The 26,948-nt window shown below is 63.7% G+C and carries 23 protein-coding genes; 13 read left to right on the top strand and 10 right to left on the bottom strand.

Annotated elements, in window-relative coordinates; genetic code table 11:
* Positions 1 to 180 precede the first annotated feature (180 nt).
* The 4 genes from topA to A9O65_RS05220 all read left to right on the top strand — a co-directional run bounded on the left by topA (position 181) and on the right by A9O65_RS05220 (position 4,599).
* Positions 181 to 2,817, top strand: a complete 2,637-nt coding sequence (gene topA / locus A9O65_RS05235; RefSeq protein ID WP_064701541.1) for a type I DNA topoisomerase — start codon at positions 181 to 183, stop codon at positions 2,815 to 2,817.
* Positions 2,814 to 3,287 carry a DUF6586 family protein gene (locus A9O65_RS05230; protein WP_064700423.1) on the top strand — a complete coding sequence of 158 codons (474 nt, stop codon included), beginning with the start codon at positions 2,814 to 2,816 and terminating at the stop codon, positions 3,285 to 3,287. Before topA ends, A9O65_RS05230 begins: the two co-directional genes overlap by 4 nt.
* A gap of 204 nt (positions 3,288 to 3,491) precedes the next feature.
* The gene (locus A9O65_RS05225) at positions 3,492 to 4,136 is read left to right on the top strand and encodes a L,D-transpeptidase family protein (protein ID WP_064700422.1); all 645 of its coding nucleotides are present in this window, start codon (positions 3,492 to 3,494) and stop codon (positions 4,134 to 4,136) included.
* A 199-nt stretch (positions 4,137 to 4,335) separates the two neighbouring features.
* Positions 4,336 to 4,599: an Lpp/OprI family alanine-zipper lipoprotein gene (locus tag A9O65_RS05220; protein WP_064700421.1), complete on the top strand. Its 264-nt coding sequence runs from the start codon at positions 4,336 to 4,338 to the stop codon at positions 4,597 to 4,599.
* Between the two features lie 112 nt (positions 4,600 to 4,711).
* Here A9O65_RS05220 and A9O65_RS05215 read toward each other — a convergent pair whose 3' ends face one another.
* Both A9O65_RS05215 and mfd read right to left on the bottom strand, forming a co-directional pair.
* Complete coding sequence (locus A9O65_RS05215) at positions 4,712 to 5,779, bottom strand: L,D-transpeptidase family protein (protein ID WP_258027401.1); 1,068 nt, start codon at positions 5,777 to 5,779, stop codon at positions 4,712 to 4,714.
* A gap of 125 nt (positions 5,780 to 5,904) precedes the next feature.
* A complete protein-coding gene (gene mfd, locus A9O65_RS05210; protein ID WP_064701540.1) occupies positions 5,905 to 9,351 on the bottom strand; it encodes a transcription-repair coupling factor in 3,447 nt (1,148 codons plus the stop codon).
* A gap of 182 nt (positions 9,352 to 9,533) precedes the next feature.
* On the opposite strand from mfd, the gene A9O65_RS05205 reads away from it, so the two are divergent.
* The 8 genes from A9O65_RS05205 (at position 9,534) to nqrM (ending at position 17,697) form a co-directional block, all read left to right on the top strand.
* A complete protein-coding gene (locus A9O65_RS05205; protein ID WP_064700419.1) occupies positions 9,534 to 10,997 on the top strand; it encodes a glyceraldehyde-3-phosphate dehydrogenase in 1,464 nt (487 codons plus the stop codon).
* A 295-nt stretch (positions 10,998 to 11,292) separates the two neighbouring features.
* A complete protein-coding gene (locus A9O65_RS05200; protein WP_064700418.1) occupies positions 11,293 to 12,642 on the top strand; it encodes a Na(+)-translocating NADH-quinone reductase subunit A in 1,350 nt (449 codons plus the stop codon).
* Entirely contained in the window at positions 12,642 to 13,868 is a 1,227-nt protein-coding gene (locus A9O65_RS05195) for an NADH:ubiquinone reductase (Na(+)-transporting) subunit B (protein WP_064700417.1), read from the top strand. The genes A9O65_RS05200 and A9O65_RS05195 overlap by 1 nt, the downstream gene beginning before the upstream one ends.
* A complete protein-coding gene (locus A9O65_RS05190; RefSeq protein WP_064700416.1) occupies positions 13,868 to 14,680 on the top strand; it encodes a Na(+)-translocating NADH-quinone reductase subunit C in 813 nt (270 codons plus the stop codon). Before A9O65_RS05195 ends, A9O65_RS05190 begins: the two co-directional genes overlap by 1 nt.
* 2 nt (positions 14,681 to 14,682) lie before the next feature.
* Positions 14,683 to 15,351, top strand: a complete 669-nt coding sequence (locus tag A9O65_RS05185) for an NADH:ubiquinone reductase (Na(+)-transporting) subunit D (RefSeq protein WP_064700415.1) — start codon at positions 14,683 to 14,685, stop codon at positions 15,349 to 15,351.
* Between the two features lies 1 nt (position 15,352).
* The gene (nqrE, locus tag A9O65_RS05180) at positions 15,353 to 15,970 is read left to right on the top strand and encodes an NADH:ubiquinone reductase (Na(+)-transporting) subunit E (protein ID WP_064701539.1); all 618 of its coding nucleotides are present in this window, start codon (positions 15,353 to 15,355) and stop codon (positions 15,968 to 15,970) included.
* Between the two features lie 69 nt (positions 15,971 to 16,039).
* Complete coding sequence (gene nqrF / locus A9O65_RS05175; RefSeq protein ID WP_064700413.1) at positions 16,040 to 17,272, top strand: NADH:ubiquinone reductase (Na(+)-transporting) subunit F; 1,233 nt, start codon at positions 16,040 to 16,042, stop codon at positions 17,270 to 17,272.
* Between the two features lie 170 nt (positions 17,273 to 17,442).
* The gene (gene nqrM, locus A9O65_RS05170) at positions 17,443 to 17,697 is read left to right on the top strand and encodes a (Na+)-NQR maturation NqrM (RefSeq protein ID WP_064700412.1); all 255 of its coding nucleotides are present in this window, start codon (positions 17,443 to 17,445) and stop codon (positions 17,695 to 17,697) included.
* Positions 17,698 to 17,751: 54 nt separating this feature from the next.
* Here nqrM and A9O65_RS05165 read toward each other — a convergent pair whose 3' ends face one another.
* The 6 genes from A9O65_RS05165 to leuS form a co-directional block, all read right to left on the bottom strand.
* Positions 17,752 to 18,183: a DUF488 domain-containing protein gene (locus A9O65_RS05165; RefSeq protein WP_064701538.1), complete on the bottom strand. Its 432-nt coding sequence runs from the start codon at positions 18,181 to 18,183 to the stop codon at positions 17,752 to 17,754.
* Positions 18,173 to 19,150 carry a PA2778 family cysteine peptidase gene (locus A9O65_RS05160; RefSeq protein ID WP_064700410.1) on the bottom strand — a complete coding sequence of 326 codons (978 nt, stop codon included), beginning with the start codon at positions 19,148 to 19,150 and terminating at the stop codon, positions 18,173 to 18,175. The genes A9O65_RS05165 and A9O65_RS05160 overlap by 11 nt, the downstream gene beginning before the upstream one ends.
* A gap of 17 nt (positions 19,151 to 19,167) precedes the next feature.
* Positions 19,168 to 19,557, bottom strand: a complete 390-nt coding sequence (locus tag A9O65_RS05155; RefSeq protein ID WP_064701537.1) for a PA2779 family protein — start codon at positions 19,555 to 19,557, stop codon at positions 19,168 to 19,170.
* Positions 19,558 to 19,695: 138 nt separating this feature from the next.
* Entirely contained in the window at positions 19,696 to 20,751 is a 1,056-nt protein-coding gene (gene holA, locus A9O65_RS05150; protein WP_064700408.1) for a DNA polymerase III subunit delta, read from the bottom strand.
* 10 nt (positions 20,752 to 20,761) lie between these two features.
* Positions 20,762 to 21,253: an LPS-assembly lipoprotein LptE gene (locus A9O65_RS05145; protein WP_064700407.1), complete on the bottom strand. Its 492-nt coding sequence runs from the start codon at positions 21,251 to 21,253 to the stop codon at positions 20,762 to 20,764.
* Between the two features lie 21 nt (positions 21,254 to 21,274).
* Positions 21,275 to 23,857, bottom strand: a complete 2,583-nt coding sequence (gene leuS / locus A9O65_RS05140; RefSeq protein ID WP_064701536.1) for a leucine--tRNA ligase — start codon at positions 23,855 to 23,857, stop codon at positions 21,275 to 21,277.
* 218 nt (positions 23,858 to 24,075) lie between these two features.
* On the opposite strand from leuS, the gene A9O65_RS05135 reads away from it, so the two are divergent.
* A complete protein-coding gene (locus A9O65_RS05135; protein WP_064700405.1) occupies positions 24,076 to 24,597 on the top strand; it encodes a zinc ribbon-containing protein in 522 nt (173 codons plus the stop codon).
* A gap of 5 nt (positions 24,598 to 24,602) precedes the next feature.
* On the opposite strand, the gene A9O65_RS05130 is transcribed toward A9O65_RS05135, so the two are convergent.
* Both A9O65_RS05130 and A9O65_RS05125 read right to left on the bottom strand, forming a co-directional pair.
* The gene (locus tag A9O65_RS05130; RefSeq protein WP_064701535.1) at positions 24,603 to 25,943 is read right to left on the bottom strand and encodes a hypothetical protein; all 1,341 of its coding nucleotides are present in this window, start codon (positions 25,941 to 25,943) and stop codon (positions 24,603 to 24,605) included.
* 80 nt (positions 25,944 to 26,023) lie between these two features.
* Positions 26,024 to 26,920, bottom strand: coding sequence for a LysR family transcriptional regulator (locus tag A9O65_RS05125; protein ID WP_064701534.1), 897 nt, complete (start codon positions 26,918 to 26,920; stop codon positions 26,024 to 26,026).
* Positions 26,921 to 26,948 lie beyond the last annotated feature (28 nt).

Below are 26,948 nucleotides of genomic sequence, written 5' to 3'. Positions count from 1 at the left end.
GTGTGAGTCGCTGTGTGGCGTGGGGCTCGAAAGCTCACCTAACGATCTGTTAAGTCCTGCTTTCTGTGCTCCGTGCGTCTTGCGCTTCACGACGCCCGGCGGTTCATTCAGTGTCTCTCGAGGCGGGCCGAAACCGTTCGGCGCCAGTTCTGGCTGGCGCCAATAGCATTGTGGAGCACTATGGGCAAGTCACTGGTCATCGTCGAGTCGCCGGCCAAGGCCAAGACGATCAACAAGTATCTCGGCAACGACTACATCGTGAAGTCGAGCGTGGGACACATCCGTGACCTGCCGACCAGCGGCTCGGGCAAGGCGACCTCGGATCCAAAGGAACGCGCCCGTCAGGCGGCGGCGACGCGCAAGATGTCTGCCGAGGAGAAGGCCGAGTACCGCAAGCGGAAGGCGCACGACCAGCTCATTCGTCGCATGGGGATCGACCCCGACCATGGTTGGAAAGCCGATTATGTGGTGTTGCCCGGCAAGGAAAAGGTAGTGGCGGAGCTGAAGAAGCTCGCCGACAAGGCCGATCACGTCTATCTGGCCACCGATCTGGATCGCGAGGGGGAAGCCATTGCCTGGCATCTGCGCGAGACGATCGGAGGCGATGAGTCGCGCTATCGCCGGGTGGTGTTCAACGAGATCACCAAGAACGCCATTCAGGAAGCCTTCGAGGACCCTGGGCAGTTGAACATGCCGCGGGTGGAAGCCCAGCAGGCGCGGCGGTTCCTCGATCGCGTGGTCGGCTTCATGCTCTCGCCGCTGCTGTGGGCCAAGATCGCCCGTGGCCTCTCCGCCGGCCGTGTGCAGTCGGTGGCCATGCGCTTGATCGTCGAACGCGAGCGAGAGATCCGGGCTTTCGTGCCGGAGGAATTCTGGGACGTGCATGCTGACCTGACGCCGAGCAATGGTGAGGGGGAGACGGTACGCTTCGAACTGGTCCGCCAGGATGGCAAGCCCTTCCGGCCGACCAGCGAGGCCGAGACCCTGGAGCGGATCGCCGCGCTGCGCGAGGCGAACCTGGCCGTCACCGCCCGCGAGGACAAGCCGACACGCTCCAGGCCGAGCGCGCCCTTCATCACCTCGACCCTGCAGCAGGCCGCCAGCGGTCGCCTGGGATTCTCGGTGAAGAAGACCATGACGCTGGCCCAGCGCCTCTACGAAGCCGGCTACATCACCTACATGCGTACCGATTCCACCAACCTCTCGCAGGAGGCGGTGGCCAGTGCGCGCGATTACATCGGCGAGTCGTACGGCGAACGCTATCTCCCCGACTCGCCCAATCGCTATTCCAGCAAGGAAGGTGCCCAGGAGGCCCACGAGGCGATCCGGCCTTCCGATGTGCAGCGTCAGGCTGGCGACCTTGCCGGCATGGAACGTGATGCCGAGCGTCTCTATGAGCTGATCTGGCGTCAGTTCGTGGCCTGCCAGATGACGCCGGCCGAATATCTGTCCACCACCCTGACGGTGGAAGCCTCAGGCTACGAGCTCAAGGCCAAGGGGCGGGTGCTGAAGTTCGACGGCTACACCCGGGTCATGAAGCCAATGGGCCGCAAGGACGAGGACCAGTCGCTGCCCGACATCGCCGAGGGGACCGCGCTGACGCTCGAGGCACTGGACCCGCAGCAGCACTTCACCAAGCCGCCGGCACGCTACACCGAGGCCAGCCTGGTCAAGGAGCTCGAGAAGAAGGGCATCGGTCGGCCATCCACCTATGCCTCCATCATCTCGACCATCCAGGATCGAGGTTATGTGCGGCTCGAGAATCGGCGCTTCTATGCCGAAAAGCTGGGCGATATCGTCACCGAGCGACTCAAGGAATCCTTCCCCGACCTGATGGATTATTCCTTCACCGCGCGCATGGAGGACAGTCTCGACGAGGTCGCCGAGGGCCAGCGTCGCTGGCGTGAGTTGCTCGATGCCTTCTATGCCGAGTTCCGGGCGGAGCTCAGCGAGGCCGAGAGCGAGGAGGGCATGCGGCCCAACCAGCCGGTGCCCACCGATATCGAGTGTCCTACCTGTGGGCGCGAGATGCAGATTCGCACCGCCTCGACGGGGGTCTTCCTCGGCTGCAGCGGCTACAACCTGCCGCCCAAGGAGCGCTGCAAGACCACCATGGACCTGCTGCCGGGTGACGAGGCCGTGGCCGCCGACGCCGGTGAAGAGGCCGAGACCGACGCACTGCGTGCCAAGCATCGCTGTCCGAAGTGCGGCACCGCCATGGACAGTTACCTGATCGATGAACAGCGCAAGCTGCATATCTGCGGCAACAGTCCCGATTGCGATGGCCATGAGATCGAGCGGGGACGATTCCGCATCAAGGGCTATGACGGGCCGACCATCGAGTGCGACAAGTGCGGCAGCGAGATGCAGCTCAAGTCCGGGCGCTTCGGCAAGTACTTCGGCTGTACCAACGAGACCTGCAAGAACACGCGCAAGCTGCTCCGCAACGGGGAAGTGGCACCTCCCAAGATGGACCCCATTCCCATGCCCGAACTGGCCTGCCAGAAGGTCGATGACCACTACGTGCTGCGCGATGGCGCCAGCGGCCTCTTCCTGGCGGCCAGCAAGTTTCCCAAGAATCGCGAGACGCGGCCCCCCCTGGTCGCGGAGCTCAAGGCCCATGCCGATGAGCTGCCCGAGAAGTACCGCTACCTGCTCGATGCGCCGAGTGTGGACCCTGACGGACGTCCAGCCCAGATCCGTTTCTCGCGCAAGGCCAAGGAGCAGTTCGTGATGACCGACGATAACGGCAAGGCGACCGGCTGGAAGGCCACCTTCGCCGATGGTCGCTGGCAGGTGGAGGACAAGCGCAAGTGACACCTCGTGCGCGCACCAATCAGTTGCTCTATCAGGCCGAGCTTTTGCTGGCCGTGGCCCCGGGAGATGACGAGCACGGCGAGGCCCGACGCATGGCTGCCGAGGAGGGCGCCCTGGCGTTGCTCGAACTGGCGCTGGCGTCTCTGGTGCGGGAGCTCACCGAGCTGACCGAACATGCTGTGCAGTCGGGCGAGGACTGGCGACACCTGCTGTTGTCCGATGACGTGCGGCTGGCCGAGCTCGAGCGGCTGCGCAGTCTCGCCGAGCGCCCCGACAGTTGGCTGGCCCGGTTGCTGGCACGACTCGAGGCGTTGCACTCCAGCGACGGCGTGGCGCGTCGCTCGAGCGGCGCGGCCCAGGGGCTGATAGCTGTTGGGGGCGTCGACGATCTGGGCGCTGAACTGCTCGAGTGCCTGGGCGAGGCCAAACGCGAGATCGGCGATCTGCGGCAGACCAGTGAGGAATGGTAGCCGGGCCACATGGTGGGCAAGCCCGTGATGTCGCCATGTCGCGACATCGTGGGTTGCTCCGGACGGTGTGTCCGGGTGATGCGCCCGGGGGGAGAAGGCGGTGAGATTGAGCGATGAGAAAGAAGCGTGGAACTGACACTCGCTGCCAGGTGAGGTATAAACGTCGTCGGTTTCATCGCCCATCGTCGACGAGTTCCGCCTACCATGACATTGCTTTCCCGACGCCGCTTCGCGTTGCTGCTCGCGAGCCTGTGCCTGGCCCTGCTGACACCCGTTCTGGCTCATGCCGACCTGATGAGGGCCATTCAGGCGCGTAGCGGACTGATGGACGAGATTCTGCTGCAGGCTGACCAGCCCCGTTACAGCAATGAAGTCTGGGTCTTGATCGACAAGCAGGCATCGAGCCTGAGCCTGTATCGTGGCAACACGCTGCTGGAACGGTTCTCACCGATCTCGCTGGGGCGAGGTGGGGCCGAGACCCAGCGCCTGCGTGGCGGCCGTGTGACCCCCCTGGGCGAGTTTCGTGTCACTCGATTCAATTTCGACAGCAAGTTCCACACCTTCATCGGCCTGGACTATCCGACGCCCACTCATGCACGCATGGCGCTGCAGACCGGTATCTACAGCCAGCGAGAATACGACGACTACTTCGCCTATTACCGCCGGCATGGTCGGCCGCCCCAGGATACGGTGCTGGGCGGGTATATCGGTATCCATGGCGTCGGGGTGGCGGACGCGGATATCCATCGCCGTTTCGACTGGACGGATGGCTGTGTCGCGGTCACCGATGGGCAGGTTGATACCCTGTCGTCGATGATCGACATTGGCACGAGGGTCGTCATCCGCTAGGCTTTACATGCGCTAGGGACGTTCTCGTCTGGAAGCGGGCGCTGGGCGTTCACGAACAGCGTTTGACTTCTACGGCGCGCAGCGTAATGTTGCTAACAGAAGTGCTGACGTCAGCACTTCCTCGAAGTCCCGCCCTGCGGGAAGCCTGCTTCGGCAGGCGTCGCCAATGCAGTTCCAAGGAAGATCCAAGGAGAACATCATGACTCTCAAGACAACTCTGAAGCTGACCGCCGCTGCTGCTTCTCTGGCCGTTCTGGCCGGCTGTGCCTCTTCCGGCGCTCTGGAAGAAGTGCGTACCACTGCCGAATCCGCTCAGGCCGATGCCGCTGAAGCTCGCAGCATCGCGACCGAAGCTCAGAACACCGCCAACCAGGCGCAGCGCGACGCTCAGCAGGCTCTGCAGATGTCTCAGCAGAACCGTGAAGAGATGAACCGCATGTTCGAGCGTTCCATGCGCAAGTGATCGTGCCTCGCCGCCCATGGGCGGCGTATTGACACGATAGACAAGGGCCCCGCCATTCGGCGGGGCCCTTGTCGTTGATGGCGCCACCGGCGCGTGCCGGTGGGGGGCGGTATCAGCTGCCGAAGGAAAGCTGGTTCATGAAGCCGGGCTCGGCGAAGACCAGCTCCAGGCGATCGTAGAGGGTCTTGGGTGCTGGCGTGGGCTCGGGAGCTTCCGGCGTTTCCGAGGCCTTCAGCGCCACCGGGATGCCCGTGGGAACTTCGACGACTTCACGCAGCCGGCCGTAATCTACGGGGTAGTCATCGGCGTCGATGCTGGCTTCCACCTGGGCGAGCGCCTCGGTAACTCGCTGGATGGTGGTGCCCTGTTCCTCGTCCAGATAGGGGTAGGCCTGGACATAGAGGGTATCGTCGGCCCAGCCGAGCTTGAAGCTGTCGTTGACCAGGTTCACCTGAGTGCCTCGGGGCAAGCGGGGGAAGAGGGCGTCGATGTCCTCGGGCAGCATGCGGATGCAGCCATGAGTGACGCGCATGCCCACCCCTTCCGGCTTGTTGGTGCCGTGGATCAGATAGCCCGGGATACCCAGGCGCATCTTGTAACGGCCCAGGGGATTGTCGGGGCCGGGCGGCACCACGCTGGGCAGCGATCGACCGTTGGCTGCGTGTTCCTTGATGATCGACTGGGGCGGATACCAGGCGGGATCCTTGATCTTCTCGGTGATCGTGGTGGTGCCCAGCGGTGTCTTCCAGTCCATGCGGCCCACGGCAATGGGGTATGTCTCGACCGTGGCGGGCTCGCCCTCGGCGTGGGGAGGATAGTAGTACAGGCGCATCTCGGCGACGTTGACCACGACCCCCTTGCGTGGCGCATCCGGCAGGATGAAGCGACCGGGGATGGTGACCTCGGTGCCCTCGCCGGGATACCAGACGCTGACGTCGGGATTGGCGCGTACCATGGCCTCGTAGCCGATGCCGTGTTCGTGGCCGATGTCGATCAGGGTGTCTTCCTCATCGGCCACGACGGTGGTGACTTCGCCGATCAGGTCGCCATCTTCGGGAAGTCGATAATGCCCCGGAGGCAGATCGCCGTCGGCGGCCTGGAGCGGAGCGGCGAGCACGCCGGTCAGGCTCAGGGCCAGGGCGAGGCGGGTGGTATGCCCGAGAAGGGCGGAGGAAGTCATCGCTGTCATCGTCTCTGATTGCCGTTCGTTCGGGGCCATGGCCACATCCTTGTGCCGAAGGCCTGTGTATTGGAGTGATTCGCCGGCCAGAGGTTCGCCGGCCGGCGTCGAGTGACCGTTGAGCCTCATGCGGCTTCGGCCTTGCGATTGAGTGAATCCAGAAGTCGCTCCACGAAGTCGAAGCGTGATGTCTCGTCTCCCAGGTCTGCCGAGAAGCGCAGGGTATCGGCGCCTTCGAGCCGGTAGGTCTGTGGATCGTGCTGGATCAGCTCGACCAGAATCAATGGGTCGACCCGAGTGTGCCGGGAAAAGATCACGCGGCCACGCTCGGCGCCGGCCTCGAGCTTGACGATGCCCAGGCGCTCGGCGCGCTGGCGCAACCGGGTCTGGCGCAGCAGGGTCTTGACCGGTGCCGGCAACAGGCCGAAGCGATCGATCATCTCGACCTGGAGCTCCTTCAGCTCGGCCTCGGTTTGGGCATTGCTGATGCGCTTGTACATGACCAGGCGTTGCTGAACGTCGTGGAGATAATCATCGGGAATCAGTGCCGGCAGGTTGAGGCTGATCTCGACTCCCTCGTCGAGGGGAGCTTCGATATTGGGTGTCTTGCCGTCACGTATCGCTTTCACCGCACGATCCAGCATCTGCATGTAGAGACTATAGCCCAGGGCCTCCATTTGTCCGCTCTGTTCGTCGCCGAGCAGCTCGCCGGCGCCGCGGATCTCCATGTCGTGGCTGGCCAGCGTGAAACCGGCGCCCAGGTCCTCGGCCTGGGCAATCGCCTCCAGGCGTTTGGTGGCATCGCGGGTCATCGCGCGCGGTGGCGGGGCCAGCAGGTAGGCGTAGGCCTGGTGGTGGCTGCGCCCGACACGTCCACGCAGCTGGTGAAGCTGGGCCAGCCCGAACTTGTCGGCCCGCTCGATGATGATGGTGTTGGCACTGGGCACGTCGATACCGGTCTCGATGATGGTGGAGCAGACCAGCACGTTGAAGCGCTTGTGGTAGAAATCGGACATCACCCGTTCCAGCGAGCGTTCGGGGAGCTGGCCGTGGGCCACGCCGACCCGGGCCTCGGGAATCAGCTCGCGCACAGTCTCGGCGGCAGTCTCGATGGTCTTGACCTCGTTGTGCAGGAAGTAAACCTGTCCGCCACGCAGTATCTCGCGCAACACCGCTTCCTTGATCACCGATTCGTCACGCTGCTGGACGAAGGTCTTCACTGACAGGCGACGCGCCGGCGGGGTGGCGATGATGGAGAGGTCGCGGATGCCGCTCATGGCCATGTTGAGGGTGCGGGGGATGGGCGTGGCGGTCAGCGTCAGGATGTCCACCTCGGCCCTCAGCTGCTTGAGTCGCTCCTTCTGGGCGACACCGAAGCGGTGCTCCTCGTCGATGATCAAAAGGCCCATGTTGGCGAAGCGCATCGACTTGGAGAGCAGCTTGTGGGTGCCGATGACGATGTCGGCGCGACCATCTTCGATGCGTTGCTTGGCGGCGCTCTGTCCCTGGCCGCCAGTGAAGCGCGAGACGAGCTCGATGTTGACGGCGGTATCGGCGAAGCGATCGCGGAAGTTCTCGTAGTGCTGGCGAGCGAGCAGGGTGGTGGGCACCAGTACCACGACCTGGCGTTCGGAATGCACGGCCAGGAAGGCGGCGCGCATTGCCACCTCGGTCTTGCCGAAGCCGACATCGCCGCACACAACGCGATCCATCGGCCGGGGAGCCGTCATGTCACCGACCACGGCCTCGATGGCGGCCTGCTGGTCGGGCGTTTCCTCGAATGGAAAGCTGGCGGCAAAGCGCGCGTATTCGGCGTCCGGCATCTGGCAGGCGAAGCCTTCCCGGGCTTCGCGACGCGCATAGATGTCGAGCAGCTCGGCGGCGGTGTCGCGAATTTTCTCGGCGGCTTTCTTTCTAGCCTTGTCCCATTGTTCGGAGCCCAGGCGGTGTAGCGGAGCCAGTTCGTCATCGGCGCCAGCATAGCGGGAGATCAGGTGAAGGCTGTCCACCGGCACGTAGAGCTTGGCACCGTCGGCGTACTCGAGGGCAACGAATTCGGCGGCCTGGCCACCCGTCTCCAAGGTCTCGAGCCCCAGGTAGCGCCCCACACCGTGCGCCTGATGCACCACCGGCGCCCCGGGGCGAAGCTCGGAGAGATGGCGTATGGCCAGTTCGCTATCGTCGGTGGCCTTCTCCCGACGGCGACTCTGGCGGACGACCTCGCCGAACAGTTCGGTCTCGCTGATGACCGCCAGGTCCGGGGCGTCGAGCCACAAGCCGGCGTCGATGGCCCCCTCGGTGATGGCCAGGCGCTGCCCGCTTTCGAGAAAGGTCGGGAAGTCGTCGACATGAGGCAGCTCGAGTCGCAGGGGCGCCAGGGTCTCTTCGAGGGCTTCACGACGCCCTCGGGATTCGGCAACGAACAGCACCCGGGTGGGGTGATCCTTGAGGAAGCGGGAGAGCGCGGCCAGTGGCTCCTTGGCTCGGGCGTTGACCGTCACTTCCGGTACGCTGCGCGCCGCCGGCGCGATGGCATGGGGGTGATCCTCATCGTCGGTGAGTTCGACGCGAGGATATTGCTTGATGGCGGCGAAGACCTCGGGAACCGGTACGAAGGCGCGATGGGGAGGCAGCAGGGGGCGGGTCGGGTCGACGCCCAGGTTGTCATAGCGGCTCTCGATGGCTGCCCAGTGATGTTCGGCCGCCTCGAATACGCCCGGTGTCAGGGCGACTTGCGTGGTGTCGGCGAGATGGTCGAACAGCGTTGCCGTCTCGTCGAAGAACAGCGGCAGGTATTGCTCCAGGCCAGGCGAGGGAATGCCTTTCAGGGCATCCAGGTACAAGGGGCACTGGCGCGGGTCGACGTCGAACAGCGTCTCGAAGCCCTCCCGGAAGCAGGCGATGGCGCTACGCGACAGGGAGTATTCGTGGGCTGGCAGCAGCTCGAGGCGCTCCACCTTGTCCTGACTGCGCTGGGTGTCCGGATCGAAACGGCGCAGGGTGTCGATCTCGTCATCGAACAAGTCGATGCGCAGGGGCGCTTCGCTGCCCATGGGGTAGAGGTCGATGAGGGCGCCGCGAAGGGCATATTCGCCGGGTTCATAGACCGTTTCGACGGCGCGGTAGCCGGCTCGCGACAGGCGATCGCGGAAGCTTTCACGCTCCAGCGTCATGCCGACCTCGAGCGTCATGACCCGACCGGCGATGTAGTCGACCGGCGGCAGGCGTTGCATCAGGGTGTTGATCGGCACCAGCACAATGCCGTGTTCGCCTTCCTGCAGGCGGCGCAGGGTGCGCAGGCGGGCCGAGACGATGTCCTGATGGGGCGAGAAACTATCGTAGGGTAGCGTTTCCCAGTCGGGGAAGGGCAATACCGGCAGGCGCGAGTAGAAGGCCAGATCGCCCTCCAGACGCTGGGCGGCGGCGGTGTCGGCCGTGATCACCAGCAGCGGGGCGTCCACGGCCAGGTGCGCCAGGGCCAGTGCTGTGGCACTGCCGGGCGGTGTCTGCCAGTAGAGGGTGTCACGCAGCCCCTTGGGACGACGGGGGTCGAGTGGTGAAAAAGTCGGCATGGCGTCGGTCGCGTCGTGTCGAATGGGATAACTGCGGGCATCATACCAGTCCCGTGTGTCATGTAGTGAGAAGCCGGTTGTTGTAATCCGTCTACACCAGTTGCGACCATCCCGCGATTGCTCTTGGAGGGTCGGCTTCGGATAATATCGCCGAATCTCAATCCCCCACAGAGAGGCCTCTCGTGAGTCAGGAATCCCTCGATACCGTCTTCCAGGAATGGCACGACGACCAGGCAATCGCCGAGCAGATGATCCCGTTGATCGGCAGCCTCTATCGTTGCAACAACGTCGTGACCACCATGTTCGGACGTTCACTGTTCAATCGCAGTGTCATCCGGATCCTCAAGGACCACCGTTTCGTCCGCAAGATCGAGGGGACCGAACTCTCCGTTCGGGAGACTTTCCCGCTGATCCAGGCCATGCAGTCGCTCAACCTGGGGCCGGCCCACGTCGATGTCGGCAAGCTGGGCGTGGCCTTCAAGAAGCGGGGCGGCGGTGATGCCGAGGCGTTCCTGCGCGAGGAGCTGGCCGAGATCGTCGATGCCCACGACCCGGATGCGGGCACTGGCGAGCCCAAGGACGTGGTGCTGTATGGCTTCGGCCGTATCGGGCGTATCCTGGCCCGTGTATTGATCGAGAAGGCGGGCGGCGGCAACCTGCTGCGCCTCCGGGCGATCGTGGTGCGCGGACGGGGCGATATCGCCAAGGATCTCGAGAAGCGAGCGAGCCTGCTGCGCCGTGATAGCGTGCATGGCCCCTTCGATGGCACCATCAGCGTCGATGTCGAGTCCCGAACTCTGATCGCCAACGGTAACGTCATCAAGGTGATCTACGCCGATTCGCCTGCCGAGATCGATTACACGGCCTATGGCATCGACAATGCCGTGGTGGTCGACAACACCGGCATCTGGCGTGACGAGGCGGGCCTGGGCCAGCATCTGGAATGCAAGGGCGTTTCCAAGGCGCTGCTCACGGCACCGGGCAAGGGGGATGTCAAGAATATCGTCTATGGCATCAACCATCAGGACATCACCAGCGATGACCGCATCATCTCGGCGGCGTCCTGCACCACCAATGCCATCGTGCCGGTGCTCAAGGTGCTCAACGACGAGTTCGGCATCGCCCATGGCCATGTCGAGACGGTGCACTCCTATACCAATGACCAGAACCTGATCGACAACTACCACAAGGGCGACCGGCGTGGCCGTAGCGCACCGCTCAACATGGTGTTGACCGAAACTGGTGCCGCCAAGGCTGTGGCCAAGGCGTTGCCCGAGCTGTCGGGCAAGCTCACCGGCAATGCCATTCGGGTGCCCACGCCCAATGTTTCCATGGCGATTCTCAACCTGACGCTGGATCGGGATACCGATGTCGCCTCGCTCAACGACTACCTGCGCCGCATGTCCATCGGCTCCGACTACCAGAAGCAGATCGACTTCGTCGATTCGCCCGAGGTGGTGTCCACCGACTTCGTCGGCAATCGTCACGCCGGTATCGTCGATGCCCAGGCGACCATCGCCAACGGCAAGCATGTGGTGCTCTACGTCTGGTACGACAACGAGTTCGGGTACAGCTGCCAGGTCATTCGTATCCTGCAGCAGGTATCCAATGTGAGCTTCCTCAAGTTGCCCCGCGCCCAGGCGTGAGCCTGCCTGCCGCCCCGGCGCTTGACCGGGGCGGCAATTCCCGCCAAGTCTCGCCTCTCTCGCCGACCAACGTTCTTTCTACTGCTTGGGCTGCCATGCGCGAGGAGCGTCAGCCCCCCGTCTTGCGACCTTCGGTCGGTAGTCATCGCATCGGCTTCTCTTTATAATATCCGGGATTTTCGGGGTGGTTCGAGCTTGTCTCGAGCCCGACTGGTAACATTCCGACAATTAAAAGAATCTGAACCCATTCGTACCCCTTTCCTTCGTATATCCGATCCATCAACTGGGCGAGACTATGATCGAAGTCAAGAAAGGCCTGGATCTCCCCATCACGGGTGCCCCGGAGCAGCGTATCGAGGATGCGCGTCCGGTGCGTCACGTGGCCGTCCTAGGAACCGACTATATCGGCATGAAGCCGACCATGGAGGTCCGGGAGGGGGACAAGGTCAAGCTGGGCCAGCTGCTCTTCACCGACAAGAAGATCGAAGGCGTGCGCTTCACCGCGCCGGCGGCGGGCGAGGTCGTGGCCATCAACCGTGGCGAGAAACGCAAGCTGTTGTCGGTGGTGATCAAGGTCGACGACACCGAGGATGCGGTCTCGTTCACGGCCCATGGTCGTGACAAGCTGGCATCCCTGGAGCGCCAGGCCGTGGTCGACCAATTGGTCGAGTCGGGCCTGTGGACAGCGCTGCGCACGCGCCCTTATTCGCGGACGCCGGCCCTGGATGCTAAGCCGGAGAATATCTTCGTCACTGCCATCGATACTCACCCGCTCTGCGCCGACCCCGCCGGTATCATCAACGAGCAGGCCGAGGCCTTCGAGGATGGGCTCAAGGTCCTGACGCGACTGACCGAGGGCAAGGTGTTCCTGTGCAGCGCACCGGACGCTTCCCTGCCCGGCGACAATGTCGACGGGGTCGCGACGGAAACCTTCTCGGGCCCCCACCCTGCGGGGCTGGTCGGTACCCATATCCATCACCTCTCGCCCGTGGCGCTGCACAAGTCGGTGTGGCACATCGGCTACCAGGATGTCATCGCGTTCGGCAAGCTGTTCGCCGAGGGCAAGCTGGACGTCAATCGGGTCGTCGCCGTCGGTGGGCCGCGCGCCGAGCAGCCCCGTCTGCTGCGCACTCGCCTCGGCGCCAGTACCGAAGAGCTGCTGGACGGGGAGGTCGTGAATCCCGAGGACACTCGGGTGATCTCCGGTTCGGTGTTTTCCGGTTTCACCTGCGAGGGCAGTCTGCGTTTTCTCGGTCGTTTCCACAATCAGCTCAGCCTGCTTGAGGAAGGCAACAAGCGAAGCCTGATGGGGTGGCTCTCGCCGGGGGCCAACCGCCATTCCGTCATGGGGATTTACCTCTCCAAGCTCAAGGGCCTGCGTAACTACGCGCCGACCACTTCCACCAACGGCTCCGAGCGGGCCATGGTGCCCGTCGGGGTGTACGAGGAAGTGATGCCGCTGGACATCCTGCCCACCCAGCTGCTGCGTTCGTTGATCGTCGGTGACATCGAGACGGCGATGCAGCTTGGTTGCCTGGAGCTGGATGAGGAGGACCTGGCGCTGTGCACCTACGTGTGCCCCGGCAAGTACGAATACGGTCCCATCCTGCGCGATAACCTCACCACGATCGAGAAAGAGGCCTGATGATGGGTATCCGACAGACACTCGACAATCTCGAGCCGCACTTCCACAAGGGCGGGAAGTACGAACAGTTCTACCCGCTCTATGAAGCGGTCGACACCATCTTCTACACGCCGCCGAACGTGGCCAAGACTACCGCTCATGTGCGCGACGGCATCGACCTCAAGCGCATCATGATCACGGTGTGGCTGTGTACCTTCCCGGCGATGTTCTTCGGCATGTGGAATGCCGGCTGGCAGGCTAACATGGCCATCGCCGATGGCTTCGGCGCGGCCACCGGCTGGCGCGAGGCCATCGTGATGACCCTGGGCGGAGGCCATGATCCGGGCAGCCTGTGGGGCAACTTCGTGCTTGGTGCCACCTATTTCCTGCCCATCTATCTGGTGACCTTCGTCGTCGGCGGCTTCTGGGAAGTCCTGTTCGCGATCAAGCGTGGCCACGAGGTCAACGAGGGGTTCTTCGTCACCTCCGTGCTCTATGCCCTGATTCTGCCAGCGACCGTTCCGCTGTGGCAGGTAGCGCTCGGCATTACCTTCGGTGTGGTGATCGGCAAGGAAATCTTCGGCGGTACCGGCAAGAACTTCCTCAACCCGGCATTGACGGGGCGGGCCTTCCTGTACTTCGCCTATCCGGCACAGATCTCCGGCGATTCCGTGTGGGTAGCAGCCGACGGCTTCACTGGAGCCACGGCACTGTCCACCGCCTACCAGAGCGGCATGAGCGCCCTGAGCGATCAGCTCAGCTGGTGGGATGCCTTCCTCGGCTTCATGCCGGGCTCGATCGGTGAGACGTCCACGCTGGCCATCCTGATCGGCGCGGCGGTGCTGCTGTGGACCAAGATCGCCTCCTGGCGGATCATGCTCGGTGTCTTCCTCGGCATGGTCGCGACCAGCGCGCTGTTCAACCTGATCGGCTCCGACACCAATCCGATGTTCGCCATGCCCTGGTACTGGCACCTGGTGATTGGCGGCTTTGCCTTCGGCATGGTGTTCATGGCAACCGACCCGGTGTCCGCCTCCATGACCAATCCGGGGCGTCTCATCTTCGGGATCCTGATCGGCGTCATGACCGTGCTGATCCGCGTGGTGAACCCGGCCTTCCCGGAAGGCATCATGCTGGCGATCCTGTTCGCCAACCTGTTCGCCCCGCTGATTGACCACTTCTTTGTTCAGGCCAACATCAAGCGCCGCCAGCGGCGTACCGGTGATCTGGCCGAGGAGAATGCCTGATGGCACAGAGCAACAACTCCATCAAGAAGATCCTGACGGTGGCGTTTGCACTCTGCATCGTGTGCTCGATCATCGTCTCCACCGCCGCGGTGGCGTTGCGCTCGAAGCAGCAGCTCAACCAGGAACTGGACCGCAAGACCAATATCCTCAACGTGGCCGACCTCTACGAGCCCGGCGACGATGTGGCGGAAGAGTTCCAGAAGGTGACGCCCAAGGTCGTGGATCTGCGCAGTGGCGAATATACCGATGAGTTCGATCCCGACAACTACAGTGGCTTCGAGGCGGCCAGGGACCCTGCGCAGTCGCGGACGCTGTCCGGTGAGACGGACATCGCCGGGTTGTCCCGTCAGGAGAATTACAGCACCGTCTACCTGGTGGGTGATCCGGACGATCCCGAGCAGGTGATTCTGCCGATCCGCGGCCAGGGCCTGTGGGGGCTGATGCGTGGCTACCTGGCAGTCGAGGGCGATGGCAATACCATCGTCGGCATCACCTACTACTCGCATTCCGAGACGCCGGGTCTGGGCGCCAAGGTCGACACGCCGAAGTGGAAGGCGCAGTGGAAAGGCAAGCAGATCTATGGCGAGGGTGACGGTGTCGAGCCGGAAATTGGCCTGGTCAAGGGCGGGGCGAGCGAGAAGACCGAAGTCGACGCGCTCTCCGGCGCCACGCTGACCAGCAACGGCGTGACCAACATGCTGCAGTTCTGGCTCGGGCCGGAAGGCTTTGGTCCCTATCTGGCCAAGTTCCGTGGTGGCATCGACCAGGAAGCCGTCAACACTACGTCCACTGACGAGACCGAAGGAGCCTGAAGATGTCTGCACCGACTGCCAAGGGCGTCCTGACGACGCCAATCTTCAAGAACAACCCCATCGCATTGCAGATCCTGGGGATCTGTAGTGCGCTGGCGGTGACCAGCAGCATGAGCGTCTCGCTGGTCATGTCGCTGGCGGTAATCTTCGTGACGGCCTTTTCCAACTTTTTCGTCTCGTTGATCCGCCATCACATTCCGTCCTCCATCCGCATCATCGTGCAGATGACCATCATCGCCTCGCTGGTGATCGTGGTGGACCAGATTCTCAAGGCCTATGCCTATGAGATGTCCAAGCAGCTGTCGGTCTTCGTGGGCCTGATCATCACCAACTGCATCGTGATGGGCCGCGCCGAAGGCTTTGCCATGACCAACTCTCCGGGGCTGTCCTTCCTGGATGGCGTCGGCAATGGCATCGGCTATGGCTTCATCCTGATGACCGTCGGCTTCTTCCGTGAACTGTTCGGTTCCGGCAGCGTGTTCGGCTTCACCGTGCTGGAGACAGTGTCCAGCGGTGGCTGGTACGTGCCGAATGGCTTGATGCTGTTGCCACCCTCGGCCTTTTTCATCATCGGTCTGATCATCTGGGTGTTGCGTGCCATCAACCCCGAGCAGGTCGAGGAAAACGAGTTCGAGATGAAGGCCAATACCCAGCCGAAGGAGGCCGTGTAACATGGAACATTATCTGAGCTTGTTCGTTGCCTCGGTCTTCGTCGAGAACATGGCCCTGGCATTCTTCCTGGGCATGTGTACCTTCCTGGCGGTGTCCAAGAAGGTTTCCTCGGCGTTCGGCCTGGGCATCGCCGTCATCGTGGTGCTGACCATCACGGTGCCGGTCAACAATCTGATACTGACGTATCTCCTGGGCGAGGGCGCCCTGGTCTGGACGGGCATCCCCGGGGCCGAGAACATCGATCTGACGTTCCTCGGCTATCTGAGCTATATCGGCGTCATTGCCGCTATCGTCCAGATTCTGGAGATGTTCCTGGACAAGTACGTGCCGGCGCTCTACAACGCCCTGGGTGTCTTCCTGCCGTTGATCACCGTGAACTGCGCGATCCTCGGTGCGACCCTGTTCATGTCCGAGCGCAACTACAATCTCGGCGAGTCCGTGGTCTATGGTCTGGGCGCCGGTGTCGGTTGGGCGCTGGCGATCACCGCCCTGGCCGGCATCCGCGAGAAGCTCAAGTACAGCGACGTGCCCGCCTCCCTGCAGGGCCTGGGCATCACCTTCATCACTGTCGGTCTGATGTCGCTGGGCTTCATGTCCTTCTCCGGCATCCAGCTCTGAGGTGGGTCGTGTTCTGCCGGTGGCCGAGGGCCACCGGTAACCAGGCAACGCAAGCAATAGGAAACCGACATGGTTGATACAACAGTCATCTTGCTCGGTGTGGTCATGTTCACCGTGGTCATCATCGGTCTGACGGCGGTGATCCTGGCCGCCCGGAGCAAGCTCGTGAGCACCGGGGACGTCGCCATCGAGATCAACGGCGATCCCGAGCACACCTTGACCACCCAGGCGGGCGGCAAGCTGCTCAACACCCTGGCCGCCAATGGCATCTTCCTGTCATCCGCCTGCGGCGGTGGCGGCTCTTGTGCCCAGTGCCGGTGCCGTGTGGAAGAGGGGGGCGGCTCGATCCTGCCCACCGAGGAATCGCACTTCACCCTGCGCGAGAAGAAGGAAGGCTGGCGCCTGTCCTGCCAGGTGCCGGTGAAGCAGGACATGAAGATCGAGGTGCCCGAGGAGGTCTTCGGCGTCAAGAAGTGGGAATGCGAGGTCATCGAGAACCCGAACGTCGCGACCTTCATCAAGGAGCTCAACCTGCGTCTTCCCGAGGGCGAGGATGTCGCCTTCCGTGCCGGCGGCTACGTGCAGCTGGTGGCACCTCCCTACGACATCAAGTTCTCCGACTTCGATATCGAGGAGGAGTACAGGGAGGATTGGGAGAAGTTTGGCCTCTTCGACATCTCCCACAAGAATACCGAAGAGATCATCCGGGCCTACTCCATGGCGAACTATCCGGAAGAGAAAGGTATTCTCAAGTTCAACGTGCGTATTGCCACGCCGCCGCCCAACACCAGCCATCCCCCCGGCGTGATGTCGACCTATGTCTTCAGCCTGAAGCCGGGTGACAAGGTGACCGTGATGGGGCCGTTCGGTGAGTTCTTCGCCAAGGATACCGACGCGGAGATGGTCTTCGTCGGCGGTGGCGCTGGCATGGCGCCGATGCGCAGTCACATCTTCGATCAGCTCAAGCGCCTGGATACCAAGCGCAAGATCTCCTTCTGGTATGGTGCCCGTTCCTGGCGGGAGACCTTCTACAATGAGGAGTACGACAAGCTGGCCGAGGAGCACGACAACTTCGAGTGGCACCTGGCGCTTTCCGACCCCCTGCCCGAGGATAACTGGGACGGGCCGACCGGCTTCATCCACAATGTGCTCTACGAGCAGTATCTCAAGGACCATCCGGCGCCCGAGGACTGCGAGTACTACATGTGTGGGCCGCCCATGATGAATGCTTCGGTGATCAAGATGCTGGTGGACCTCGGCGTCGAACCGGAAAACATCATGCTGGACGATTTCGGTGGTTGACACCGAATAAACCTCAGGGCCGGCCTCAGGGCCGGCCCTTTGCGGTCTGTTTGTCCGGTATGCCGATCACCGGTGTCGGCATACCGGACAAGGAGTCCGATAGGGATCACATGACCGGCTTCATGGTCATAATGAGTGAAGGCCCATCCTTTTCATTCTGGAGTATCGACATGAGTACCTTTCTGGTCGTTCTGGCCCTGATGCTGTTGATCGTGGCAGCCATGGCTGTGGGTGTCATCCTGGGGCGCCGACCGATTCAGGGATCCTGCGGCGGGTTGAACAACCTGGGACTCAAGGAAGGCTGCGAAGTCTGCGGTGGCAAGGATGAGGTCTGCGAAGAGGAAAATCGCAAGCGAGGCCGTGCACGTCGCAGCAGTGACGAGAACAGCGGTGCCGACCTCGGCTATGATGCCACGCGGCGTTGATCGGACGATCTCTGCCTGGAGGTCGTGCACCGGGTTTCATGCAGCGCCTGGACGTCATGTGTCACTGGAAGGTGGCTCATGTCCGAAACAGGGCGGCGAGGCAGGTTCGCTGTCTGCTGCGTCCTCTTCCTGCAAGGCGGTGAGCACGGCCTCCCTGAGTATCGGCAGGTGAGAGGCGTCGAGATCGCGCGCTGCCGAAAGCAGGGTCAGGCGTCCGCTGCGTGCGTATCGCATCAGTGGCAACAGGCTCTCGGGGGCGTCGCGTAGCTCGCCCCGATAACGGCTGGCAAAGACGCCGGCGCTGATTTCCCCTTCATGATACTGACGGCGCAGGGTCAGGGACGGAGAGGCGTCCCGGTACCAGTCGGTCAGCGCCAGCGATTCGCGTCGTTTGCCGCGAGGCCAGAGCCGATCGACCAGCAGGCGGGCGCCGTCGTCGGACTCGATGGGCTGGTAGACGCGCTTGAGCACGATGTCATAGCTCACGATACGCTCTCCTATCCTGTTCGAGTGATGCCAGTTCCTCCCGGGCGCGCGATTGCCAGGGGCCCGGCAGCATCGCTGCCTGCTCGAAGGCGTGCCGTGCGGGTTCGATGTCGTCCCGCCCCTTGAGCAGCAGGCCGAGATTGAGCCAGGCCGGAGCCAGCTCGGTATCCGCACGGGTCGCGGCGCGAAAGGCGGCGATGGCGCCATTCGTGTCGCCGGTCGCATGTCGGGCGTTGCCCAGTGCGAAGTGCGTCATGGCAGAGTCGGGATAGCGTTCGGCCAGGGCGTTCCAGGCTGGCAGGGCTGCTTGCGCCCCTTGTGCGGATTCGAAGTCGGTGATGGCCCGGATGGCGCTGTCGGCATCGCCACTGGCCGGAAGTTCGCCGGGGGCCAAGGCGATGAATCCCCAGCGCTCGCTGCGTGCCCAGGTCGCATCGAAACGATCGAAGGTCACCCGCCGCTTGGCGGTTGTTCCGCTGTGCAGGATCAACTCTTCGGCCGGTCGATCGTAGCCGATGGCGACCGCGTAATGCCAGACAGGCCACACGGGGAGCGACAGGTTCTGCATGACCACCACCGGATGGTTGGCATCGAGCTCGGCCAGCAGTGCCTCGAAACCGCCTTCCAGTGGAAAGGGGATGCGCCCATGGCGGCGTATCGTTGCCAGCATCTCGGGCTGTACGCTTCCCTTCCGGCCGGGCAGGAAAACCTGAGGAATCAGGGTGTCCACGTCCACTGACACGCCGCTGGCACCAAGCGCCATGGCCAGGGAGGCGGGGCCGCACTGGTAGTCGCGTTGTGCGTGGAAAGGCACATCATCGATCAGCGTGCGTTGGGGAAGGACGCGGGCGGCCTCGGGAGACAGGGTCGGTGTCGAGGCGCAGCCCGTCAGTACCAGCAGAAGACATGCCAACGCGAAAACGCCCGCAAAGCGGGCGTTTCCTGGCTGCCGAAGCAGGCGGTTCATGTGGTGTGCCTCTCCGATCAGCGAGTGAAGGGATAGACATCGGTGAGGCCGAGAATATCGGTCACCAGCAGGATCACGAAGACGGCGAACAGGGCGCCGACGATACCGGCCCCGGCGGGCATCTGGTCGAGCCGGTCGGCCATCTCGCTCACCTCGGCATCGGAGAGTGCCGCCACGCGGGCCTCTACCTCATCGGCATCGACGCCTTGCAACTGCAGTTGACGCTGTACATCGTCACGAGCGAGGACATCGCGAATGCGCTCGCGATCCTGCTGGATGGTACTGGCATCGAGTACCGCGGCGGTACCCACCAGATCGCTGTTTGGCGCGGCGGCGACGGCCGGCAGGCTGCCGACGACCAGAGTGGCAATCAGCAGGGGGATGAGGAGACGGCTGAGTCGTTTCATGGGGAAGTATCCTTTGATGGAAAGTGGTTACGACGGCTCGTGTCGGCTCCGCGTGTGCATCCTTGCGTCACGACGATGGCGTTGTCGTGTCATTATAGCGGATAAGTGCCTGACATTTCACGAATCGCTGACCCCTTGTCAGCCGATTCGGTAGGACGAGGGCAGTTCAGCCAGTAGTCCACGACCGCCGGCCAGCGTCAGCGCCAGGTCGTGCAGGCCGTCCCACAGGGGGATGGCACCGGCCCCCTTGATAGTCAGGTCGAGACGCTGGGCGAACAGCAACAACTTGTGCAGTCGCTTCATGGGCAAGCGGCTGATGGCCTGCTGGTAGGCGGGGCGCCGCTTGTCGAAGATCGGTGGTTTCTGCGCCTTGCAGGCGTGCTCGAGGCTTTGTCCTTGATCCAGGTGCTGGTGGATCGACAACAGCAGGCGCAGTTCGCGGGTCAGGGCCCACAGTACGATAGGGGGCTCGACACCTTCGCCACGCAAGCCGGCCAGGATCCGCGAGACGCGCACGCGCTCTCCCTTGAGACAGGCATCCAGCAGGGTGAAGACATCGAAGCGGGCGCTGTCCTCCACACCACCGGCGATCTGCTGGGGGGAGACGCGTGACCCCGGCGGCAGCAGCAAGGCCAGTTTCTGCAACTCCTGGTCGGCGGCCAGCAGATTGCCTTCGATACGCTCGCCGAGCAGCCGAGCGGCATCGAGATCCAGGGTTAATCCGTGTCGCGAGGCGCGGTCGCGCAGCCAGAAGTGCAGCCGCGAGGTATCCACCGGCCATACCGGCACGAAGAGGCCGGCCTTGTCCAGTGCCTTGAACCAGGCGCTCTTCTGTTCGCGGTAGTCGAGCTTGCCGGAGGTGACCAGCAGGACATTGTCGCTCCCGGCCATGCCCTCGGCATATTCCTTGAGAGCCTTGCCGCCCTCCTGGCCGGGCTTGCCGTTCAGGCGCAGCTCGATGAGCTTGCGGGAAGCGAACAGAGAGAGACTGGCGGCGCTTTCGAGCAGGCGGCCCCAGGCGAAGTTGGCTTCCACATGGAGCACTTCGCGTTCCTCGATGCCGGCGTTGCGAGCCGCATGGCGCACGGCATCGCATGCCTCCATGTGCTGCAGCGGCTCGTCACCGGCGACGATCACGGCCGGCGGTAGGGACTTGGCCAGGGCAGCCTCGAGCTTGTCGGCGAAGACCTTCACGGTTGCTCCCTCATTGCCCGTCGAGAGCTCGCAGTCGGTCGAGCAGTTGATCGACGGCTTTTTGACGCAGGCGACGACGTACCGCCTCGCGACGGTCGTCTTCCGAAAGCAGGTTGTTGCTGCTCAAGGTGAAGCGTTCCTGGACCTCGACGTGCTGCTGAGCGAGTCGGTAGGCGCCATCGTCGCGCCGCTGTATCGAGAAGGGCACGCTGAGGCTCATGTCGTATTCCTGGCGACCGGAATCCAGTACGCTCAGGCGTTGCTCGCCGAAGGCTTCCGGTCCCAGGTTCAAGACCTGTGGAGCCGCCTCGTCGACGCTGACCCCCGCCGCCTGGAGCCGCTCGATCGCGAGCCGGGAGACGTCATCCCCGGTGCCGTCCACGGCGAGCGAGGTGAAGGGCAGGGCGGCGCTCCCTGTTCCTCTCAAGCGGAAGCCGCATCCTGCCAGCGCCAGGGAGACGCCGGTGGCCAGGGTCAGGCGAAGGAATGTTCGACGCTGCATGGAAACTCCTTGGGCGGCGGATCAGCCGACGACGATGTTGACCAGCTTGCCGGGCACTACGATCACCTTGCGGATCGGCTTGTCCTCGATGTGGCGCTTGACGTTCTCGGTGGCCATGGCCTGGGCCTCGATGGCCGCCTTGTCGGCATCGGCGGGCACCTGGAGGCGGGCGCGCAGCTTGCCGTTGACCTGGGCCACCAGTTCGATGGTGTCACGGGCGAGCGCCGATTCGTCCAGTGCCGGCCAGCGTGCGTCGATGGCCGGCTCGTCATGGCCGAGTTCGGCCCAGAGAGCATGGCAGACATGCGGGGTGATGGGCGCCAGCAGCAGCACGCAGGCTTCCACGGCCTCCCGCGCCACGGCCAATCCCTGCGGTGAGGTGTCGGGGAACTTGCCGAGTGCGTTGGCGAGCTCCATGACGGCGGCGATGGCAGTATTGAAGGTGGTGCGACGACCGATGTCGTCGCTGGCCTTGGCGATGGTCTCGTGGGTCTTGCGGCGCAGCTCACGCTGGGCGTCGTCGAGCGCCTCGGTATCCAGGGTGCCGGGCGTGCCGGCCTCAAGGTGCTCGGCGACCAGACGCCACAGGCGCTTGAGGAAACGGTGAGCGCCCTCGACACCGGAGTCCGACCACTCCAGAGACTGTTCGGGCGGTGCGGCGAACATCATGAAAAGGCGCACAGTATCGGCGCCGAAACGGTCGATCATCGCTTGAGGGTCGACACCGTTGTTCTTTGACTTGGACATCTTCTCGATGCCGCCCATCTCCACCGGCTGGCCATCCGCAACCAGGGTGGCGCTGACCGGCCGTCCCTTGTCGTCGCGGCTGACCTCGACATCGGCGGGGTTGAACCATTCCTTGCCACCGTTGGCGGTGGGGCGGTAGTAGGTTTCGGCGATCACCATGCCCTGGGTCAGCAGGCGCTGGAAGGGCTCGTCGGTCTGCACCAGGCCGAAGTCGCGCATCAGCTTGGTGAAGAAGCGCGCGTAGAGCAGGTGCAGGATGGCGTGCTCGATACCGCCGATGTACAGGTCCACCGGCAGCCAGTAGTCGGCACGCTCGTCGAGCATGGCCGTGGGGTTGTCGGCACAGCAGAAGCGCGCGAAGTACCAGGACGACTCCATGAAGGTGTCGAAGGTATCGGTCTCGCGTGTCCAGCCGTCGCCCAGATCGCTGAAGTCGGGCATCTTCTTCAGCGGCGAGCCGGAGGCATCGACGGTGACCTCGAGTGGCAGCTCCACCGGGAGTTCGTCGTCGGTGAGCGGTACGGTCTGGCCCTCGGGGCCGTACTTGACGGGGATCGGCGCGCCCCAGTAGCGCTGGCGTGCCACGCCCCAGTCGCGAAGTCGGTAGTTGGTCTTGACCTCGCCGCGCCCCTGTTCGGCAAGCCGGGTGGCAATGGCGTCGAAGGCTGCCTCGAAGTCGAGACCGTCGAATTCGCCGGAGTTGATCAGGGTGCCGTATTCGGTATGAGCGCCGGCCGAGAGATCCGGGGTATCGCCGTTGGCGTCGGCGATCACCGGCTCGATGGAAATGCCGTACTTGGTGGCGAACTCCCAGTCACGCTGGTCGTGGGCCGGCACCGCCATCACCGCCCCGGTACCGAACTCCATCAGCACGAAGTTGGCGACATAGACCGGCAACTCGCGACCGGTGAGCGGGTGAAGGGCTGAATGCCCGGTGGGCATGCCTTTCTTTTCCCGGGTTGCCAGTTCGGCCTCGGAGGTGCCGCCGCGGGCGCATTCCTCGAGAAAGTCGGCCAGGGCCGCATCGTCTTGGGCGGCAGACTTGGCCAGCGGGTGGTCGGCGGCCACGGCCAGGTAGGTCACGCCCATCAGGGTGTCGGGGCGCGTGGTGTAGACCGATAGCGGCTCCATCGACGTGCCGTCGGCGGCCCGCGTATCGAAGCTCAGCTCCACGCCGCGCGACTTGCCGATCCAGTTGCGCTGCATGGTCTTGACCTGTTCGGGCCAGTCGATCCGGTCGAGATCGGCCAGCAACTCCTCGGCATAGTCGGTGATCTTGAGGAACCACAGGGGAATTTCCTTGCGCTCGACCAGCGCGCCGCTGCGCCAGCCGCGGCCCTCGATGACCTGTTCGTTGGCCAGCACGGTCTGGTCGACCGGGTCCCAGTTGACCGTGGACATCTTCTTGTAGACCAGGCCCTTTTCCACCAGCTTGGTGAAGAACCACTGTTCCCAGCGGTAGTAGTCGCTGTCGCAGGTGGCGAACTCGCGACTCCAGTCATAGGCGAAGCCCAGCGACTTGAGCTGGTCGCGCATGGTGTCGATGTTCTGGTGGGTCCAGCGGGCCGGGGGAACCTGATTCTGGATGGCCGCGTTCTCCGCCGGCATGCCGAAGGCGTCCCAGCCCATGGGCTGCATCACGTTCTTGCCTTGCATGCGTTGGTAGCGGGAGACCACATCGCCGATGGTGTAGTTGCGCACATGCCCCATGTGTAGCTTGCCGCTGGGATAGGGAAACATCGACAGGCAGTAGAACTTCTCGCGATCGGCATCTTCGATCGCCTTGAAGCACTGGTTCTCGTCCCAGAACCGCTGGGCATCGCGTTCGATATCAAAGGGCTTGTATTGTGCGTCCATCGCTGTATTCGGGTACCTTGCTGGTCGAGGGCAACGCGGGCGGTGCTGCAGATGTCAGCGGGTCGGCGCAAGGCGTCGCCTCAATGAGGCGAAAGGTGCTTGATTCGCCGACAGCGTGCCGTCTAAATGGAAGAAGCGTAGGCTCGCAAGGATACCCCAGCACGACGGGTTCCGGCTACGGGCCGGCCCAATGTCGGGCGCCAGACGAGGAGAAGCAGATGAGCGAGCAACAGGAGCCGAAATCCCGGGATCATCGTCTGAAGGCGGCGTATGAGCGTATGCTCGACCGCCTCAAGGAAGGTGCCGGAGAGTTGAACCGCGATGCGCTGCAGCGCGAACTCGACGAGGCCGTCGAGTTCGAGGCCGAGGTGGAAGAGTTTACCCGTGATGAGCTGTCATTGTTGCGTGCCTGGGTCGAACGCGACCTCAAGGAAATGCGTCGCTACCTGGGCGCCGGCGGCGAAGGGGTGGCCAGCTGGCTGGGTATCGACCTGTCGGTGTTGTCGCGCAAGGTGACCGAGTCCCTGTTTTCCATTGCCGATCGCAGCCTCATCGAGCGCGAGCGCCTGGAAGATGACCTGGAGGCCTCGCGGGCCGATTACACCGCCGGTGAGATGGCGGTGCCCGGTCGCATGGCTTGCGTGCATTGCGACGCCGTCGTCGAGCTTCCCGGTGTGGCGCGCATCGAGCCTTGTCACCAGTGCGGACATCGTTATTTCGTGAGGGCGCCGAAGGACTGAGCCGCTCAGCCGTCGAGCAACCAGAGGGTGCCGACGACCAGAAGCGCCATGACCAGGGCATACCCTAGGTTATGGCGCATCATGTGGGTGCCGGTGACACCATAGCGGCCTTGCAGGGATAGGTTGATGCCCGACAGCGGGCCGACACTGGTACCCACTGCCCAGGCGCTCAGGGCGACGAAGGCGAACAGCGTCTGATCCCCGGGAGGCAGGTCGAGTACCGAGGCCAGGACGGAAACTCCGATGATGGGGTGCAGGCCGACCACGGCGCTGGCCACGATGGCCAGGAAGCTCAGCGAAGCCTGAGGCACACCGAAATGGGCGAACAACGTCCAGTCGCTGCCGGTGGCGGCGTCGACCAGTGTCGACAGGCCCAGCGTCAACAGGCCGGCACAGAGGAACAGCGAGATCTCGCCGCGCATGGCTGGCAGGCGGGTCACGGTATGCTGGCGCACTCGTCCCAGGGTCCAGTGTGGTCCCCGGAAGAGGTTGGTGGCCAGGGCCACGGTTGGCATGAGGAAGGTGATGATGCCAACGATCGACAGCTCGGGGGTCAGCACGTAGTGGAAGAGCATCACCAGGCCGGCCATGGCCACCGGCATCAGCAGGCTGCGCGGTGACATCGAGAAACCGGCGGTTTCGGTCAGGTCGAAGCGGCGGGGCAGCTCAATCAGCGTCAGCAACCCCGAGCACAATGCCAGCGGCAGACCATGAGCGAGAAGGGTGGCGTAGTCCATCGCCGGGGCGAGGGTCATCACGACCCCCATGGAGGCGAAGAAGGGCGACCAGAAGGCTGCGCTGGACAACCCGCGATTGAGGCCCAGCAGTTGTGGGGTGGTAAGCGGCGCACGGCGTTCCAGTCGGTCGCCGATCATGAACACCGTCGACAGGTTAAGGATCGTTCCGAGCAGGTGCACACCGAGCCATGTACCGGCGAGCCCTCGGCGGCCTGTCACGGCACGGCCGCCGGGCGGTCGTGATTGGCCGCGCAGGTTGCCGATCAGGCCGATGAAACTCACCCCCACCAGCATGGCCACGACATAAGTGTTGCCGTCGAGCACCGCCCACCAATCGATACCTGCACCGAAACCGAAGCGTGCCGTCAGCAACAGACCGAGCCCGATGGCGGCCAGCCAGCCCGCCTGCCGACGATTCCGGGACGGGATATCGCGCCACAGCAGGGCGGTGCTCAGCCAGAAGGCATAACCGACCAGGTGCGGGCTGAAGGGTGAGGCGCCGCTGAACTGGGTGATCTGGATGACCAGGCCGGCCAGTATCGTCAGTCCGGCCAGGGCGCGCCGGCGCCGGGTGGCCTCGTTGGGGGCGTTGTCTCGCTCAGGCTGCATGTGGGAGGTTCTGGGGAAATTCATAGCATCCTAAGCAAGCACGCCGACGGTCACAAGTCAGCGCATGGCTATCGCATCGCTCATTCTCGCCAGGCGAGCGCTTCGGGGGTGCGAGCGGCATCGAACATGTCGAGCATCGCTCGGGCAGCGTTGGAAAGCGTGCGACTACGGTGGACCAGATATCCCAGGGGGCGATGGATGGGGGGGTGGTCCACGTCGAGTTCGTGCAACTCGCCGACCACCATGCTTTCGGGCAGCAGGCTCCAGCCCAGGCCGATGCTGGCCATCATCTTGAGGGTCTCTAGGTAATTGGTGGAAATCGCCACCGGCAGGTCCAGGCCGGCGGCCGCGAAGCGCGATTCGATCAGGGTGCGGGTAAAGGTCAGTGGGCCGGGCAGCACGGCATCGTGATCGCACAGTTCATGCAGGGCCAGATGGCGGCGCCGGGCCAGCGGATGATCCTCGGCGCAGACGAAGCAGAGGCGGTCGATCCAGACCGGCACGGTTTCCAGCTGGGCATCGGGATGTGGTGCCAGGGTCGCCGCGGCGATCTCGAGTTCTCCGTCGAGCACGCCTTGGTAGGCCTGCTCGGAGTCCAGGAAATGCAGGTCCAGACGCACTTCGGGATGACAACGGGTATAGCGCTCGAGCAACGATGGCAAGCGATGCAGCCCGAGGTGATGACTGGTCGCCAGAGTCAGGCGACCAGCGACGTCGCCTCTGAGGTTGCCGAGCGCTCGGCGACTGTCGTCGACCATCACCAGGATGCGCCGGGCTCGGGGCAGCAGCAGTCGACCGGCTTCGGTCAGCGCAACGCGCCGGCCGATGCGATCGAAGAGCCTGGCGTCGATCTGCCCCTCGAGCACGGCAATGCGCTTGCTGACTGCCGGCTGAGTCAGGTGCAACTGCTCGGCGGCCCGGGAGAAGCTGCCGCTGTCGGCCACGGCCAGGAAGGCCTGCAGGCTTTGCGTGTCCACGCCGTCTCTCCTTTAATTGCATTCCAGA

This window comes from Halomonas caseinilytica (assembly GCF_001662305.1).
Classification (GTDB): Bacteria; Pseudomonadota; Gammaproteobacteria; order Pseudomonadales; family Halomonadaceae; genus Halomonas; species Halomonas caseinilytica.
The sequence above is the reverse complement of the archived record's forward strand: the minus strand, read 5'-3'. Positions and strand labels throughout refer to the sequence as shown.